Raw genomic sequence first — 15,057 nt, forward strand, 5'->3', positions numbered from 1 at the left:
GCAATTGCGGTATTTACCAGGTACAACGTTCCTGATATGAAGTCAGTTCATATTCATGAATGAGGAGCGCGCATGGTCGACACGGCACCGCTCACCGCCCCCTGGTCCAACTGGGCCGGCAACCAGCGCGGTACGGCCACCGCCATCCTCCGCCCCCGTTCGGTGGCCGACGTCGCCGAGGCCGTCCGTACGACGGGTGCGGCCGGCGGCCGGATCCGGGTCGCCGGTAGCGGCCACTCGTTCACCGGCATCGCGCTCGCCGACGACCGGCGGATGGAGCTGTCCGAACTGGACACCGACATCCGGGTCGACACCGAGCGCCGGCTCGTCACCGTACCGGCGGGAATGACCCTGCGCGCGCTCAACGACCTGCTCGCCCGGCACGGCCTCGCCCTGCCCAACCTCGGCGACATCGACGCGCAGACGGTGGCCGGGGCGATCTCCACCGGCACCCACGGCACCGGCGCCGCGTACGGCTGCCTGTCCACGTTCGTCGAGGCCCTCACCCTGGTCACCGGCACCGGTGAGGTGCTGCACTGCTCCGCCGACGAGCACCCGGACGTGTTCGCCGCCGCCCGGGTCTCGCTCGGCGCGCTCGGGGTGCTGGTGGAGGTCACGCTCCGCTGCGTGGACGCCTTCGTGCTGCACGCCCACGAACGCCCCGCCGCACTCGACGACGTGCTCGGCGAGCTGCCCACCCTGGTCGAGGCGCACGACCACGTCGAGTTCTACTGGTTCCCCTACACCAGCCGGCTCCAGGTCAAGACCAACGACCGGGTACCCGCCGACGACCGGCCGCTGTCCCGGTTGCGCGGCTGGCTCGACGACGACTTCCTGTCCAACACCGTCTTCGCCGGCGCCTGCCGACTCGGCCGGGCCGTGCCGGCGCTGGCGCCGAAGATCAGCGCGGTCTCCGCAAGAGCGCTGACCGAACGCCGGTACACCGGCCGCTCCGACCAGGTCTTCTGCACGCCGCGCCGGGTCCGCTTCGTGGAGATGGAGTACGGGCTGCCCCGCGCGGCACTGCCGGAGGCGCTCGCCGCGCTGCGGCGGATCGTGGACGGGCTGCCGTTCAAGGTGCTCTTTCCGGTGGAGGTGCGGTTCACCGCCGCCGACGACATCTGGCTGTCGCACGGGTACGGCCGCGACTCGGCGTACATCGCCGTGCACCAGTACGTCGGCATGCCGTACGAGCCGTACTTCCGGGCCTTCGAGGAGGTGGCTGCCGGGCTGGGCGGCCGCCCACACTGGGGCAAACTGCACTACCGCGACGCGGAGTCGCTCGCCACCGCGTACCCCCGCTTCACCAACTTCGGCACCGTCCGCGACCACCTCGACCCCAACCGCCTCTTCACCAACCCCCACCTGACCCGAATCCTCGGCGCCTGACCGAGGCCCCTGAAAATCTTGGTACGAAAATGCCCGTAGAGGGGCGCTCTCGTACCAAGATCTGCCCGGTGTCCACAGGGGCGGACACGCCTGTGCGGGCGGGGGCAGAGTGGCGGGGTGCGGGCGAATCGGGGGTGGGCGGGGCTTCGGCGGGCCCTGCCTGTGGACGACGCCGACGAGCTTGCCTGGCTGCTGTTCCAGCAGGACGACGTCATCAGCCTGGACCAGACCCGGCGACACCTGTCGCCAAAGGCGACCCGCCACCGGATAGCCAGCGGCCGCTGGCGTCCGGCGCATCGCGCGATCCTCGTCGCGCACAGCGGCCCGATCAGTGCCGATCAGCACCGATGGATCGCCGTGCTCGCGGCCGGTCCGACGGCACTGCTCGGCGGTCTGACGGCTGCTCGAATCTGCGGTCTACGCGGGTACGACAGCCGGGTCATCCACGTGCTCCTACCGGCGCGGCAGCAGATTCGTGCGCTACCCCCTGGGGTGCGCGTCCACCGCACGACCCTGCTTCCCGTGGCCGACGTACACCCCTCGGCGCGGCCACCCCGCACCAGAGCCGCCCGCTCGTTGGTGGACGCGGCGCAGTGGGCGGCCACTGACGCCGAGGCGCGGGCAATCATCGCGGCCGGCTTCCAGCAGCGGCTCGTCGCCGGCGACGACCTGCGCCACGTGCTGGGGCGGCTGCCCCGGGCACACCGGCGACGGCTGATCCAGCGGACCGCCGCGGACGCCGCGGGAGGTGCCCATTCCCTGGCCGAGCTCGACTTCCTCGACCTGGTCCGTCGCGCTGGGCTACCCGAGCCGTCGCGCCAAACCGTTCGACGCGACGCCGCCGGGCACCGCCGCTACCTCGACGTCTGGTTCGAGGAGTGGCGGGTCCACGTCGAGATCGACGGTGGCCAGCACCTGGATCCCCGCACCGCCTGGGCGGACATGCGGCGGCAGAACGACCTGTGGATGGAGGGTGACCGCGTCCTCCGCTTCGCCGCCTGGGCGATACGCGCAGACCCCGAGGAGGTCGTCCGTCAGCTCCGAGCCGCCCTGAAAGCCGCAGGCTGGCCCGGCTGATCATCCCGCCTGGAGATCTTGGTATGAAACGGCCCCTGGAGGGGCGCTCTCGTACCAAGATCTCAGAAGGCGGCCTACTCCGTGCTGGTGGCGGCCTTGCGGGGGGCGGTCTTCTTGGCCGGGGTCTTCTTGGCCGCGGTGGTGGTGGCCTTCGCGGTGGTGGTCTTCTTCGCGGCGGTGGACTTGCTGGCGGCCGCCGTCTTCTTGGTCGCGGTGGCCTTCTTGGCCGGGGCCTTCTTCGCCGCCGCCTTCTTCTTCGGCGCCGGACCCTTGGCCCGCTTCTCGGCCAGCATCTCCGAGGCGTCCGCGAGGCTCAGCTCCTCCGGGGTCTGCCCGCGCCGCAGCGAGGCGTTGACCTCGCCGTCGGTGACGTACGGGCCGAACCGGCCGTCCTTGATCACCAGCGGCTTCTCGGTGAGCGGGTCGACGCCCATCTCGCGCAGCGGCGGTGCCGCGGCCCTGCGGCCACGCGTCTTCGGGGCGGCCAGCAGGGCCAGCGCCTCGTCCAGCGTGACGGTGAACATCTTGTCCTCGGAGTCCAGCGAACGGAACTCCTCGCCCCGCTTGACGTACGGGCCGTAGCGGCCGTTGTTGGCGAACACCTCGACGCCGTCCGGCGCGACGCCGACGAGCCGGGGCAGGCTGAGCAGCTTGAGCGCCTCGTCCAGGGTCAGCGAGTCGGGGGTCTGCGTCCGCAGCAGCGAGGACTTCCGCTCGCCGCTGGACACGTACGGGCCGAACCGGCCGGACTTGAGCACGATCGGCTCGCCGGTGGCCGGGTCGTCGCCGAGCTTGCGCTCGCCGCCGCCGCCGAGGAACAGCTCGTGCACCTTCTCGGGGGTCAGCTCGTCCGGGGCCAGCCCCTCGGGGATCGGCGCGCGGTCGCCCTGGGCGCCACCCTCCTCGCCCTCGGCCGGCGCCGCCGGCTGGCCGCCGGGCTGTTCCCGCTGGAGGTACGGCCCGTACCGGCCGACCCGGACGACGACCTCACGGCCCTCGTCGTCGGTGAAGAGCGGGATGGAGTTGACGCTGCGCGCGTCGATGTCGCTGAGGTTCTCGGTGACCAGCTTCTTGAGCCCGCCGGAGCGGGCGATGTCCTGGTCACCGGCACCGTTGGTGCTGCCGAAGTAGAAGGCGGTGAGGAAGTCGACGGCGGCATGGTCACCACCGGCGATCTCGTCCAGCTCGTTCTCCATGCTGGCGGTGAAGTCGTAGTCGATCAGGCGCGGGTAGTGCCGCTCCATCAGCCCGATCACCGCGAAGGCCAGGAAGGTGGGGATCATCGCCTGGCCGCGCTTGGTGACGTACCCCCGGTCCTGGATCGTCTGCATGATCGAGGCGTACGTGGACGGGCGGCCGATGCCCAGCTCTTCCAGGGCCTTGACCAGCGACGCCTCGGTGTAGCGCGACGGGGGCTGGGTGTGGTGGCCCTGCGCAGCGAGTTCGTCGGCGGTCAGCGGCTGGTCCTTGACCAGGGTGGGCAGCCGGCGCTCGGCGTCCTCGGCCTCGGCGTTCTCGTCGTCGCTGGACTCGACGTACGCGCGCAGGAAGCCCGGGTCGGTGATGGTCTTGCCGGTGGCGCCGAAGTCGGCCTCCTCCTGCGCGGCGGAGACCGCGCGGATGCGCACCGAGACGCTGGAGCCGACCGCGTCGGTCATCTGCGAGGCGATGGTGCGCCGCCAGATCAGCTCGTAGAGCTTGAACTCCTCGGCGGAGAGTTCCTTGGCCACCTCGCCCGGGGTGCGGAAGTTGTCCCCCGCCGGGCGGATCGCCTCGTGCGCCTCCTGGGCGTTCTTCACCTTGCCGGTGTAGCGGCGCGGCTCCGGCGGAACGCTGCGCTCGCCGTACAGCTCGACGATCTGCCGGCGGGCCGCCGCGATGGCGGTTTCCGACAGGTTCACCGAGTCGGTACGCATATAGGTGATGTAGCCGTTCTCGTACAGCCGCTGCGCCGTGCGCATCGTCTGCTGCGAGGAGAGGCGGAGCTTGCGGGCGGCCTCCTGCTGCAGGGTGGAGGTGATGAACGGCGCGTACGGGCGGCGGCGGTAGGGCTTCTCCTCCACCCGGGTGACGGTGAACTGCCGCCCCTCGAGACGGGCGGCGAGACCCCTGGCCCCGCTCTCGTCGAGGTGGACCACTCCGGCACCGGCCTTGACGCGGCCCGTGGTGGGCTCGAAGTCCTTACCGGTGGCGATCCGGTCGCCGTTGAGCGCCACCAGGGTGGCGTTGAAGGTGCGCGGCCCCTCGCCCGGGTTTCGCACGGCCAGGGTGGCCAGGATGTCCCAGTACTCGGCGGTGCGGAAGGCCATCCGCTGCCGCTCCCGCTCGACCACGATGCGGGTCGCCACCGACTGCACCCGGCCCGCCGAGAGCTTCGGCATGACCTTCTTCCACAGCACCGGGGAGACCTCGTAGCCGTACAGCCGGTCGAGGATCCGCCGCGCCTCCTGCGCGTCCACCAGATCGCGGTCGATCTCCCGGGGGTTGGCCACCGCGGCCTGGATCGCCGGCTTGGTGATCTCGTGGAAGACCATCCGCTTGACCGGCACCTTGGGCTTGAGCGTCTCCACCAGGTGCCAGGCGATCGCCTCGCCCTCGCGGTCCTCATCCGTGGCCAGGAAGATCTCGTCGACCTCCTTGGCCAGCTTCACCAGCTTGCTGATCTGCTGCTTGCGGTCGGCCGAGACGACGTAGAGGGCGTGGAAGCCGTTGTCGACGTCCACCCCGAGGCGGGCCCACGCCTCGCCCTTGTACTTCGCCGGCACGTCGGCGGCGTTGCGCGGCAGGTCGCGGACGTGACCGAAGCTGGCCTCCACGACGTACCCCGGGCCGAGGTAGCCCGAGATCGTCTTGGCCTTCGCCGGAGACTCGACGATGACCAGACGGGTGGTTCCAGCGTTACTCGGCACGTCTCTGTCGACCTCACTCCTGCTCGTGGCCTGCCGGCGCCCGGTCAGCGACCGCCCTCGGCCCCGCCGTCGCACCGGCGGTCCGGATGTCCAACGTAACGCGCCGTCCGCGTTTCGGGTTTCGCGGGCGGCAAACCGCCCCGGCGCGGCGCTCGACTCGCGCCCCGCCGCGCTCGGCACTGCCGGACGGCGCCACCGTACACCGTGTGTAGGGCTCGAAGCGGGTCACTGTGACGATGGCGGACCCTCGGCCGAGGCCCGACCCGCCCGTTTTCCGACCGGTTTCCTCCGGCGGCTGTCCGGGACCGGACACCCGGCCCACGACCGCCCTCCGCACGCGAACCGCGCGTTATGCGTGGTTCGTCCCGTCAGCCCGGCCAGGCGGCGGGTGGGGCCGCACGGGGTGCGTCACCGACGAGTTCGGCGAGTCGGCGCAGCCGCCGCCGCCCGACGATCCGGTACCCGGGCCCGCCCTCGCCCGGGCCGAGCAGCGTGCCGGCCAACCCGGCCGCGGCGAGCGCGGCGCCGACCGGCTCCCAGCACTCCTCGTCGGCCGCGCCGAGTCGGAGCAGGAAGCCGCCGGGCGGCTCCGGCGTCCCGGCGGCGGCGAGCCAGAGCCGCAGCCGCCGGCCGGTCAGGTGGAAACCCGCCGGCGGGCGCTTCACCGGACCGCGCAGCCACGCCGTGGCGAGCGGCTTCAACACCCGGGTGTACGACGTGCGCACGGCGTGTCGTTCGTCGCCGGTCGGCTCCCAACTGGCCGCCAGCCCGCGTAACGCCAGCTCGGCGACGAGCACGTGCACCCGCCAGCCGGCGTCCACCCGCACCGAGAGCCGGGCGGTGCCACCCATCCGCACCACCTCGGCCGGGCCGGCGAGCAGTCCGGCCAGGTCGGCGACCGCCGGTTCGGCCGCGTCCGCACCGAAGAAGACCAGTTGCCGGCCGCCCTCGTCGGCGTTCGCCGCCACGACGGGGGCGGGCTGGTCGGGGTCGGACGCGGCGGGCTCGGGGCGGGATCGGCGCGAGCGGGGTCGCGGCGGGGTTGGCTCGGGCGCCGGGAAGAGCACCGGAAGCGGCTGCGCCTCTCCGGTGTCGTCCAGCCCGCTCAGCGACACTCCGGCACCTCGTCGAAGGCCTGTTTCAGCTCCTCGGAGTTGAGCCGGCTGGTGTCCAGCGCGCTGGCGTCGTACTCCTTGTTGAGCGTCTCGACCGCGGCCCGCACCCCGTCGTAGAAGGCGGTGGCCTGGCCGGTGTTCAACCCCTCGATGGTCTCCCGCGCGCGGCCGTAGGCGTCGCGCATCTTCGACAGGGAGCTGCGGAAGCCGGCGGAGATCTCCTCGCCGTTATCCGTCTCCGGGACGCCAGCCCGCTCGATGTTGCGCCGCGCCGTCTCGCTGGCCTGCTCCGCCCCACCGAAGAGCCGCACCAGGTTCTCCTTGGCCTGCGCCGGCGTGGTCTGCGCACTCATCTGCTGATCGGTGCTGCTGGTCAACTTGCTGATCTCCGAGCGCCACGGCGTGAGCGCGCCGCAGACCGAGGCCGCCCAGGCCCGCGGGCTGGGGCCGGCGCCGCAGCCGGCGAGCACGACGACGAACGTGGCCAGGACCACCGTGAGCTTTCCGGCGGCAGACGCCCGGCACGTACGCATGCGTTGCAGCGTACGACCTCCGGCCGGGTGGGGCACCGGTCAGGACGGCAGACGTCGGACCGGTCGGTCCCCGGTCGGCGGACTGCGCCGACCGGGGACCCGGTGCCGGTCGGGTCAGGCGTTGATCGTCTCCGGACGGTGGTCCGTGCTGCCCGCGCCGGTGCTGCCACCGGCGTCGGAGTCGCCCATCGCGATGCCCTTGCGCTTGCTGAACACGACCGCCGCCACGATGATCGCCGTGGCCACCAGCGCGATGGTCACCCGCAGCGCGACGTTGCGGTCGTCGCCGACGCTCCAGGCCACCACGGCCGGCGCGATCAGCAGCGAGACCAGGTTCATCACCTTGATCAGCGGGTTGATCGCCGGGCCGGCGGTGTCCTTGAACGGGTCCCCGACGGTGTCGCCGATGACCGTGGCCGAGTGCGCCTCGGAGCCCTTGCCGCCGTACGCGCCGTCCTCAACCAGCTTCTTGGCGTTGTCCCAGGCACCACCGGAGTTGGCCAGGAACACCGCCATCAGGGTGCCCGCCCCGATCGCCCCGGCCAGGTACGCCGCCAGCGCGCCGGGCCCGAGACCGAAGCCGACCGCGATCGGCGCCAGGATGGCGAGCAGACCCGGGGTCATCAGCTCGCGCTGCGCGTCCCGGGTGCAGATGTCCACGACCTTGCCGTACTCCGGGCGCTGGGTGCGGTCCATGATGCCGGGCAGCTCACGGAACTGGCGGCGGACCTCCATCACCACGGCGCCGGCCGAGCGGGACACCGCGTTGATGGCCAGCCCGGAGAAGAGGAAGACCACGGCCGCGCCGATGATCAGGCCGACCAGGTTGCGCGGGTTGGCCACGTTGAGCGAGTTGAGGATCTCCGCTCCCACGTCGCCGACGCCCGCGTCCGCGTACGAGGTGCGCAGCGTGTCGGTGTACGAGCCGAACAGCGCGGTGGCGGCCAGCACCGCCGTGGCGATCGCGATGCCCTTGGTGATCGCCTTGGTGGTGTTGCCGACCGCGTCCAGCTCGGTGAGCGTCCGGGCGCCGTGCTCGTCGATGTCACCGGACATCTCGGCGATGCCCTGGGCGTTGTCGGAGATCGGCCCGAACGTGTCCATCGCGACGATCACGCCGACCGTGGTGAGCAGGCCGGTGCCGGCCAGCGCCACCGCGAACAGCGACAGGGTGATGGAGCTGCCGCCGAGGAGGAACGCGCCGAAGACACCGGCGGCGATCAGCAGCGCCGAGTAGACCGCCGACTCCAGCCCGATGCTGATGCCGGCCAGGATGACGGTGGCCGCACCGGTCTGCGAGCTCTTGCCGATGTCCTGTACCGGACGCCGGTTGGTCTCGGTGAAGTAGCCGGTCAGCGCCTGGATCGCGGCGGCCAGCACGATGCCGATCACCACCGCGCCTATGGCCACCAGTCGCGGGTTGCGGTCGACGTCGGTGAGCCCGCCCTCCAGCTCGGCGAAGGTCGCCGGCAGGTAGGCGTAGGCGGCGATCGCCACCAGCACCGCGGAGAGCACCGCCGAGATGTAGAAGGCCCGGTTGATGGCGGTCAGGCCGTTGCGGTCGGACGCGCGCAGCCGGGTGATGAAGACGCCGACGATCGCGATCAGCACGCCGATGGTGGAGATGATCAGCGGGAAGACCAGGCCGTCCTCGCCGAACGCGGCCCGGCCGAGGATGAGCGCGGCGACCAGGGTGACCGCGTACGACTCGAACAGGTCGGCGGCCATGCCGGCGCAGTCACCGACGTTGTCGCCCACGTTGTCGGCGATGGTGGCGGCGTTGCGCGGGTCGTCCTCGGGGATGCCCTGCTCGACCTTGCCGACCAGGTCGGCGCCGACGTCGGCGGCCTTGGTGAAGATGCCGCCACCGACCCGCATGAACATCGCGAGCAGCGCGGCGCCGAAGCCGAAGCCCTCCAGCACCGTCGGCGCGTCGCCCCGGTAGACCAGGACGACCAGCGCGGCGCCGAAGAGCCCGAGGCCCACGGTGAGGAAGCCGACCACACCGCCGGTGCGGAAGGCGATCTTCATGGCCGCCTCGCGGCCGCCCTGACGTTCCCGGGCCGCGGCGGCGACCCGCAGGTTGGCCCGGGTGGCCAGCCACATGCCGGCGCCGCCGATGAACGCGCTGAACAACGCGCCGACCACGAAGAACGCGGACCGGCCGATCTTCACCGCGATCTCACTGCCGTCGGTGTCGTGCACCGGCAGCAGGAAGAGCAGGATCACCGCGATCACCACGAAGATCGCCAAGGTGCGGAACTGACGCAGCAGGTACGCCGACGCGCCCTCCTGGACCGCGCCGGAGATCTCCTGCATGTTGGTGGTGCCCTTGCCGGCCGCCAGCACCGCCCTGGTCAGGGCGGCGGCGAAGGCGAGCGCCACCAGCGCGATGACCGCGGCGATGATGACGTACCTGGCATTGGCCCCGGTAAGGGATAGCCCGCCGCTGTCGGCGGCCAAGGTCTCGGACATCTGTGTCCTCCTGTACCGAACAAGCGCGCCGGGCAATGGAGACGCATCGACCGGCGCCTGAAATGCGGACTCGCAAGCGCGCGCCAACCCACTTCAGCGGACCAGCGATGACCACCCATACCCGCTGGCTGCGAGATGGATCACTTGCTGACAACCCGGGTACTGTAGCCCTCCGCAGTGTCGAGGGTCACAACCAGGGGGCACCGTGTCTCGATGATCTTCGTCGCTGTGTTATGAAACCAAATCTGATATAGGGCCCGATCCATGACAGCAAGGCCGCGCCCCGTGGGGGCGCGGCCTTGATCGGTGGACAGGGGTCAGCGGCCGACGGGCCAGACCATCCGCACCTCGGTGCCGATGCCCTCGTCGACCGGGCGCACCTGAAGGTCCTCGACGAAGCCGGCGAGCAGCGCGAAGCCGACACCCGTGGTCAGCGCCTCGTCGGTCAGCGACTCGTTGGCCAACTCGTCCGGCGGCAGGGCGGCCAGCCCGATGCCGGCCTCGATCGGCGCCCGGTCGACCACCCGCACCGCGTAGGCGCCGGAGTCGGACATCTCCACCAGCACCGGGTCCGCCAGGCCGTACTGGCGGTGCAGGGCCACCGCCCGGGTGCACGCCTCACCGATGGCCAGGCGCACCTCGTCCAGCAGGTCCTCGCGGACTCCGGCCCGCCGGGCGACGGCGACACCGACCAGCCGGGCGGTGCGCACGTGCACCGGCGCCGGAGAGAAGGAGAGCCGGACCGTCGCCATCACGCGCCGGCGCCGGCGGGGTCGGCGCCGACCGCCGCGTCGACCGTGGAATGCAGCGGGAAGACCTGATCCAGCGCGGTGATCCGGAAGATCTTGAGCAGCGGCTCCTTGTCGCAGACCAGCGCAAACGTGCCGCCGGCCGAACGCAGCCGCTTGAGCGCGCCGACCAGCACGCCCAGCCCGGTCGAGTCGAGGAAGTCCACCCGACCGAGGTCGACCACCACGTGCCGGGCACCGCCGTCGATCAGTTCGAGGAGCCGTTCGCGCAGCCGGGGCGCGGTGTAGACGTCCACCTCACCGCCAACCTCGAGCACCGTGTGCTCGGCCACGGTGCGGGTCGCCAGCGACAGCTCCATCGGACCTCCCTCGCGTGAGCCGTAAACTCTCCTGGGCATCTAACCACTACCGCCGGGAGACCCTGCGGTCGCCGGCGGAGGCTTCCCCTTACCCCGGGTGCCGACTTTTCATCTCCGAACACCAGTGCGAGAGTGCAGGACGTGACCAGCCACAACGTCAGGTCGACGCGCCTGGCGCCGGGCCACGACCTGACGTCGTCGCCGGCAGCCACCGTATCCGCCGGTCCGGGCACCCGCCCGGCACCGGCCGACCTGCTGCGCCGGCTGCGCGCCCGGGGCGCCACCGATCCGGTCACCCACGTCGAGCGGGTGCCGGCCCGCGCCGGAGTGCCGGCGCCGTGGCCGCAGTGGGCGCCGGAGGAGCTGCGGGCGGCGTACGAGCGCCGCGGCGTGGTCGCGCCCTGGCGGCACCAGGCCGAGGCGGCCAGCCTCGCGTACGACGGCCAGCATGTGGTGGTCGCCACCGGCACGGCGTCCGGCAAGTCCCTGGCGTACCAGCTCCCCGCGCTGGCCACCCTGCTCGCCGACCCCCGGGCCACCGTGCTCTACCTGGCGCCGACCAAGGCGCTCGCCGCCGACCAGCTACGCGCCGTCGCCACCCTGGAACTGGAGGGGGTACGCCCCGCCTGCTACGACGGGGACACCCCGCGCGCCGAGCGGGAGTGGATCCGCCGGCACTCCCGGTTCGTGCTCACCAATCCCGACATGCTGCACCACGGGATCCTGCCCGGCCACGCGCAGTGGTCCGGCTTCCTGCGCCGGCTGGCGTACGTGGTGATCGACGAATGTCACACCTACCGGGGGGTCTTCGGCTCGCACGTGGCGCACGTGCTGCGCCGGCTCCGCCGCCAGTGCGCGAAGTTCGGCGCGACGCCGGTCTTCGTGCTCGCCTCGGCCACCTCCGGCGACCCGGCGACCGCGGCCGGCCGACTCACCGGCCTGCCGGTGGCGGCGGTCACCGAGGACACCTCACCGCGGGGCGGGGTGACCTTCGCGCTCTGGGAACCACCGCTGCTCCCCTCCGACCCGTCGACGGCGTCCCCGGAAGCATCGCCGGCGGCGGTCGAGGTGGCGGATCTGATCCAGGTCCGCCGGTCGGCGCTGCGGGAGACCGCGGACCTGCTCGCCGACACGGTCGCGGAGGGGGTACGCACCCTCGCCTTCGTCCGGTCCCGCAAGGGCGCCGAGGTGGTGGCGGCCAACGCCCGCCGGGCGCTCGACGAGGCGGTACCCGGGCTCGGCGACCGGGTGGCCGCCTATCGGGGCGGCTACCTGCGCGAGGAGCGGCGCGAGCTGGAACGGGCCCTGCTGCACGGTGACCTGCTCGGCCTGGCCTCGACCAACGCGCTCGAGCTGGGCGTGGACCTGATCGGTCTGGACGCGGTGCTGATCTGCGGCTACCCGGGCACCCGGGCGTCGCTCTGGCAGCAGGCCGGTCGCGCCGGGCGCTCCGGGCAGGAGGCCCTGGCGGTGCTGGTGGCCCGGGACGACCCGCTGGACACGTACCTGGTGCACCACCCGGAGGCGATCTTCGGCGCGCCGGTGGAGGCGACCGTGCTCGACCCGGCCAACCCGTACGTGCTGGCGCCGCAGCTGGCCTGCGCCGCGGTGGAAGCGCCGCTCACCCCCGCCGACCTGGCGCTCTTCGGCGACGGCGCGAAGGAGGCGATCGACGAGCTGGTGGCCGCCGGGGCACTGCGACAGCGGCCGACCGGCTGGTACTGGCGGTACCGCGAGCGCCCGGAGGTGGACCTGCGTGGCGAGGGCGGCGCACCGGTCTGCGTGGTGGAGGCGTCCACCGGTCGGCTGCTCGGCACGGTCGACGGCGGTTCCTCGCACTTCCTGCTCCACCGCGGCGCCGTCTACCTGCACCAGGGCGTCTCGTACGTGGTCGACGACCTCGATCTCACCGACGGGTGCGCGCTGGTGCACGCGGAGGAGCCGGACTGGTCCACCCACGCCCGGGACGTCACCGACCTGTCGGTGGTGTCGGTACGTTCCTACGTGGACGCCGGGCCGGTCGGCATGTTCCTCGGCGAGGTGGACGTGACCAGCCAGGTGGTGTCGTACCAGCGACGCCGGATCGCCACCGGCGAGGTGATCGACACCCGGCCGCTCGACCTGCCCACCCGTGAACTGCGGACGGTGGCCGTCTGGTTCACCCTGTCGCCGGAGTCGCTGGCCGCGGCCGGCGTCGCGGCGGCGGACGTACCGGGCGCCCTGCACGCCGCCGAACACGCGGCGATCGGCCTCCTGCCGCTGATGGCCACCTGCGACCGCTGGGACATCGGCGGGCTCTCCACCGCCGTGCACCAGGACACCGAGGCGCCGACCGTCTTCGTCTACGACGGGCACCCCGGCGGGGCCGGCTTCGCCGAGCGCGCGTACGGGACGGCATCGGCCTGGCTGCGGGCCACCCGGGACGCCATCTCGGAGTGCGGCTGCGAGACCGGCTGCCCGTCCTGCGTGCAGTCGCCGAAGTGCGGCAACGGCAACAATCCGCTCTCCAAGCCGGACGCGATCCGGGTACTCGACGTGGTGTTGGCGAACCTGCCGGCCTGAACCTCTTGTGAGGTTGTGCGAGACTCCGGCGCACCATCTCGGAGGAGAACACATGCAGCTCGACAGTTTGCAGACCCAGCACCAGTTCCACATCCGTCAGCGGCTGCGGATGATGGTCAACCAGTACGAGGTCCGGGCCGTCGCGGCGGACGGCTCCGAGGGTGAGCTGCTGGCCTTCGCCCAGCAGAAGCGGCTCGCCTTCAAGGAGCAGGTGACCATCTACACCGACGACTCCAAGCAGCAGCCGCTGCTCGGTTTCAAGGCCCGCCAGCGCCTCGACCTCGGTGCCACGTACGACGTCACCGACGCGGCCGGCAACCCGATCGGCCTGTTCCGCAAGGACTTCGCCCAGTCGCTGCTCCGTTCCACCTGGCACGTCGAGCAGGCCGGCCTGCCGCAGGTGACGGGGCAGGAGCGCAGCATGCCGGTGGCGTTGCTGCGTCGATTCGTCGACTCGCTCTCCTGGCTGCCGTACCACTTCGACTTCACCGCCGGCGGCCAGCCGGTCTTCACCGTGGTGAAGAAGTGGGGACTGCGCGACAAGTACGTCGTCGAGATCCAGCACCCGCAGATCGACCGGCGCCTGGTCATCGCGATGGCCGTCGCCCTGGACGCCCTCCAGTCCCGCTGATTCCCGACCGGGACGCGGACCCGAACGGCCCGCGTCCCGGATCCGTCCTCGGTCAGTCCGGTCCGGACTCCAGCCCGGTCAGCCAGGCACCGGACCGGCGCGGGCGGTCGAGGCCGCCAACCGGGTCAGGCCGGGCAGCGGCGTGACCGTGACCTCGACGGTCACCAGCACGTCCAGACCGTCGAGCCGACAACCAACCAGGCGGCCACCGTTGCGTCCGGCGATGTCGGCCGCGGTGGCGCAGGCGGTGGCAGCGCCCTCGATCGCCGCACCGGCACCGGCCAGCGCGCCGAGGTCGGCCGCCACCGCCGCCCGTTGGCGGGCCTCCCCGGCGGCAGCGACGGCGGCACCGAACAGGCCCACCAGGACGAACACCAGCCCCACCGCGAGCAGGCAGACGGTCGCTCCGCCCCGCTCAGCGTCCGGATGCCCCGATCGGCCAGCTCGCCCGCTCACGGAACCCGCTCCTGAACCACCGGCTCCTTCACGTCCGACTTCCGTTCCACCGACTCCGCGGCGACCGACTCAGCCGCAGTCGATTCTGGGCGGCCGGCACCGCTCCGAGCGGCGCTGTCCCGACCGGCCATGCGCCGACCAGTTCCACGGCAGCCGGCACTGCGGCAACCCGTTCGGCGGCCGGCTCTGCGATGGCGGGCTCCAGGGCCGCGACGGCGGTCGCTGTCACGGTGATCCGGGGTAGCCGGCCGCCGAGGGCCCGCACCGGCGCTCGTACCGTCGCCCTGGCCCGCTCGCCGTCGACCGACACCGAGATGTCCGCGTCCCGGGGTGCGGCGCGGTGCCCGGCGGCGCCGCCGTCCTCGCCTCGGGCCGCGGCCAGCGCCGCCTCCCGGGCCACGTGCAGGCAGCTGGCCCGGGTGCTCACGGCGGTGACGGCGGTCAGACCGGCGAGCAGGAGCAGGAGCAGCGCCGGCAGGCCGGCCGCCAGCTCGGCGGTGAAGGATCCCCGGTCCCGCCCGGCCGCCGGTCGGGCCCCGGGGTATCTCAGCCCACGGCCTGCCGACTGCTGGACGGTGTGGGACGCCTGGCCAGGGCCGGCCGGCCGGCGCTGGATCACTTGAGCGCCCGGTCGATGACGGCGGTCAGCGCCGACTGGACGTTGCCCGAGGTCAGCACCTTCAGCAGGATGCCGGCGAAGGCCACGGCAGCCAGCGTGCCGACGGCGTACTCGGCGGTGTTCATGCCGGCGTCCCCGCGCAGCCGGGCGATGAGTTTGCGCATGACTGTTCCCCTTTCGATG

General features: G+C 72.3%; 12 protein-coding genes and 1 pseudogene. 4 read left to right on the top strand and 9 right to left on the bottom strand.

Annotated features, from left to right (window positions below; translation table 11 throughout):
- Window positions 1–72: 72 nt before the first annotated feature.
- Window positions 73–1,389 (top strand): D-arabinono-1,4-lactone oxidase, encoded by a 1,317-nt coding sequence (locus ACFOW4_RS23895; RefSeq protein WP_377531406.1) that lies wholly within the window; start codon window positions 73–75, stop codon window positions 1,387–1,389.
- 117 nt (window positions 1,390–1,506) lie between these two features.
- Window positions 1,507–2,466 (top strand): endonuclease domain-containing protein, encoded by a 960-nt coding sequence (locus tag ACFOW4_RS23900; protein ID WP_377531408.1) that lies wholly within the window; start codon window positions 1,507–1,509, stop codon window positions 2,464–2,466.
- A 74-nt stretch (window positions 2,467–2,540) separates the two neighbouring features.
- Here ACFOW4_RS23900 and topA read toward each other — a convergent pair whose 3' ends face one another.
- From topA to ACFOW4_RS23930, 6 genes are all read right to left on the bottom strand, one after another.
- Window positions 2,541–5,375: a type I DNA topoisomerase gene (topA, locus tag ACFOW4_RS23905; protein ID WP_377531410.1), complete on the bottom strand. Its 2,835-nt coding sequence runs from the start codon at window positions 5,373–5,375 to the stop codon at window positions 2,541–2,543.
- 368 nt (window positions 5,376–5,743) lie between these two features.
- Window positions 5,744–6,343, bottom strand: a complete 600-nt coding sequence (locus tag ACFOW4_RS23910; RefSeq protein WP_377531734.1) for a hypothetical protein — start codon at window positions 6,341–6,343, stop codon at window positions 5,744–5,746.
- Window positions 6,344–6,480: 137 nt separating this feature from the next.
- Window positions 6,481–7,023, bottom strand: a complete 543-nt coding sequence (locus ACFOW4_RS23915; RefSeq protein ID WP_377531411.1) for a hypothetical protein — start codon at window positions 7,021–7,023, stop codon at window positions 6,481–6,483.
- A gap of 114 nt (window positions 7,024–7,137) precedes the next feature.
- Window positions 7,138–9,498 carry a sodium-translocating pyrophosphatase gene (locus ACFOW4_RS23920; RefSeq protein WP_377531414.1) on the bottom strand — a complete coding sequence of 787 codons (2,361 nt, stop codon included), beginning with the start codon at window positions 9,496–9,498 and terminating at the stop codon, window positions 7,138–7,140.
- A 317-nt stretch (window positions 9,499–9,815) separates the two neighbouring features.
- Window positions 9,816–10,253 (bottom strand): ATP-binding protein, encoded by a 438-nt coding sequence (locus tag ACFOW4_RS23925; protein ID WP_377531416.1) that lies wholly within the window; start codon window positions 10,251–10,253, stop codon window positions 9,816–9,818.
- Window positions 10,250–10,606: an STAS domain-containing protein gene (locus ACFOW4_RS23930; protein WP_377531419.1), complete on the bottom strand. Its 357-nt coding sequence runs from the start codon at window positions 10,604–10,606 to the stop codon at window positions 10,250–10,252. The genes ACFOW4_RS23925 and ACFOW4_RS23930 overlap by 4 nt, the downstream gene beginning before the upstream one ends.
- Window positions 10,607–10,795: 189 nt before the next feature.
- Here ACFOW4_RS23930 and ACFOW4_RS23935 point away from each other — a divergent pair, with 189 nt between their 5' ends.
- The gene (locus ACFOW4_RS23935) at window positions 10,796–13,168 is read left to right on the top strand and encodes a DEAD/DEAH box helicase (RefSeq protein WP_377531735.1); all 2,373 of its coding nucleotides are present in this window, start codon (window positions 10,796–10,798) and stop codon (window positions 13,166–13,168) included.
- 52 nt (window positions 13,169–13,220) lie between these two features.
- A complete protein-coding gene (locus ACFOW4_RS23940; protein WP_377531422.1) occupies window positions 13,221–13,799 on the top strand; it encodes a hypothetical protein in 579 nt (192 codons plus the stop codon).
- 78 nt (window positions 13,800–13,877) lie between these two features.
- Here the strand turns inward: ACFOW4_RS23940 and ACFOW4_RS23945 are convergent, their stop codons facing one another.
- From ACFOW4_RS23945 to ACFOW4_RS23955, 3 genes and pseudogenes are all read right to left on the bottom strand, one after another.
- Entirely contained in the window at window positions 13,878–14,255 is a 378-nt protein-coding gene (locus tag ACFOW4_RS23945) for an Rv3654c family TadE-like protein (protein ID WP_377531424.1), read from the bottom strand.
- Window positions 14,256–14,451: 196 nt separating this feature from the next.
- A pseudogene (locus tag ACFOW4_RS23950) lies at window positions 14,452–14,805 on the bottom strand (TadE family type IV pilus minor pilin); the annotation flags it as partial.
- 65 nt (window positions 14,806–14,870) lie between these two features.
- On the bottom strand, window positions 14,871–15,038 hold the full coding sequence (locus ACFOW4_RS23955) for a DUF4244 domain-containing protein (protein WP_081883916.1): 168 nt from the start codon (window positions 15,036–15,038) through the stop codon (window positions 14,871–14,873).
- Between the last annotated feature and the right edge of the window lie 19 nt (window positions 15,039–15,057).

The sequence above is a fragment of the Micromonospora sp. GCM10011542 genome (assembly GCF_042650685.1).
Lineage (GTDB): Bacteria > Actinomycetota > Actinomycetes > Mycobacteriales > Micromonosporaceae > Micromonospora.

Excerpts from the sequence above, each read along its gene's own strand:
- ACFOW4_RS23930 (WP_377531419.1), bottom strand. The coding sequence starts at position 10,606 with ATGGAGCTGTCGCTGGCGACCCGCACCGTGGCCGAGCACACGGTGCTC.
- ACFOW4_RS23940 (WP_377531422.1), top strand. The coding sequence starts at position 13,221 with ATGCAGCTCGACAGTTTGCAGACCCAGCACCAGTTCCACATCCGTCAG.
- ACFOW4_RS23895 (WP_377531406.1), top strand. The coding sequence starts at position 73 with ATGGTCGACACGGCACCGCTCACCGCCCCCTGGTCCAACTGGGCCGGC.
- ACFOW4_RS23915 (WP_377531411.1), bottom strand. The coding sequence starts at position 7,023 with ATGCGTACGTGCCGGGCGTCTGCCGCCGGAAAGCTCACGGTGGTCCTG.
- ACFOW4_RS23955 (WP_081883916.1), bottom strand. The coding sequence starts at position 15,038 with ATGCGCAAACTCATCGCCCGGCTGCGCGGGGACGCCGGCATGAACACC.
- ACFOW4_RS23920 (WP_377531414.1), bottom strand. The coding sequence starts at position 9,498 with ATGTCCGAGACCTTGGCCGCCGACAGCGGCGGGCTATCCCTTACCGGG.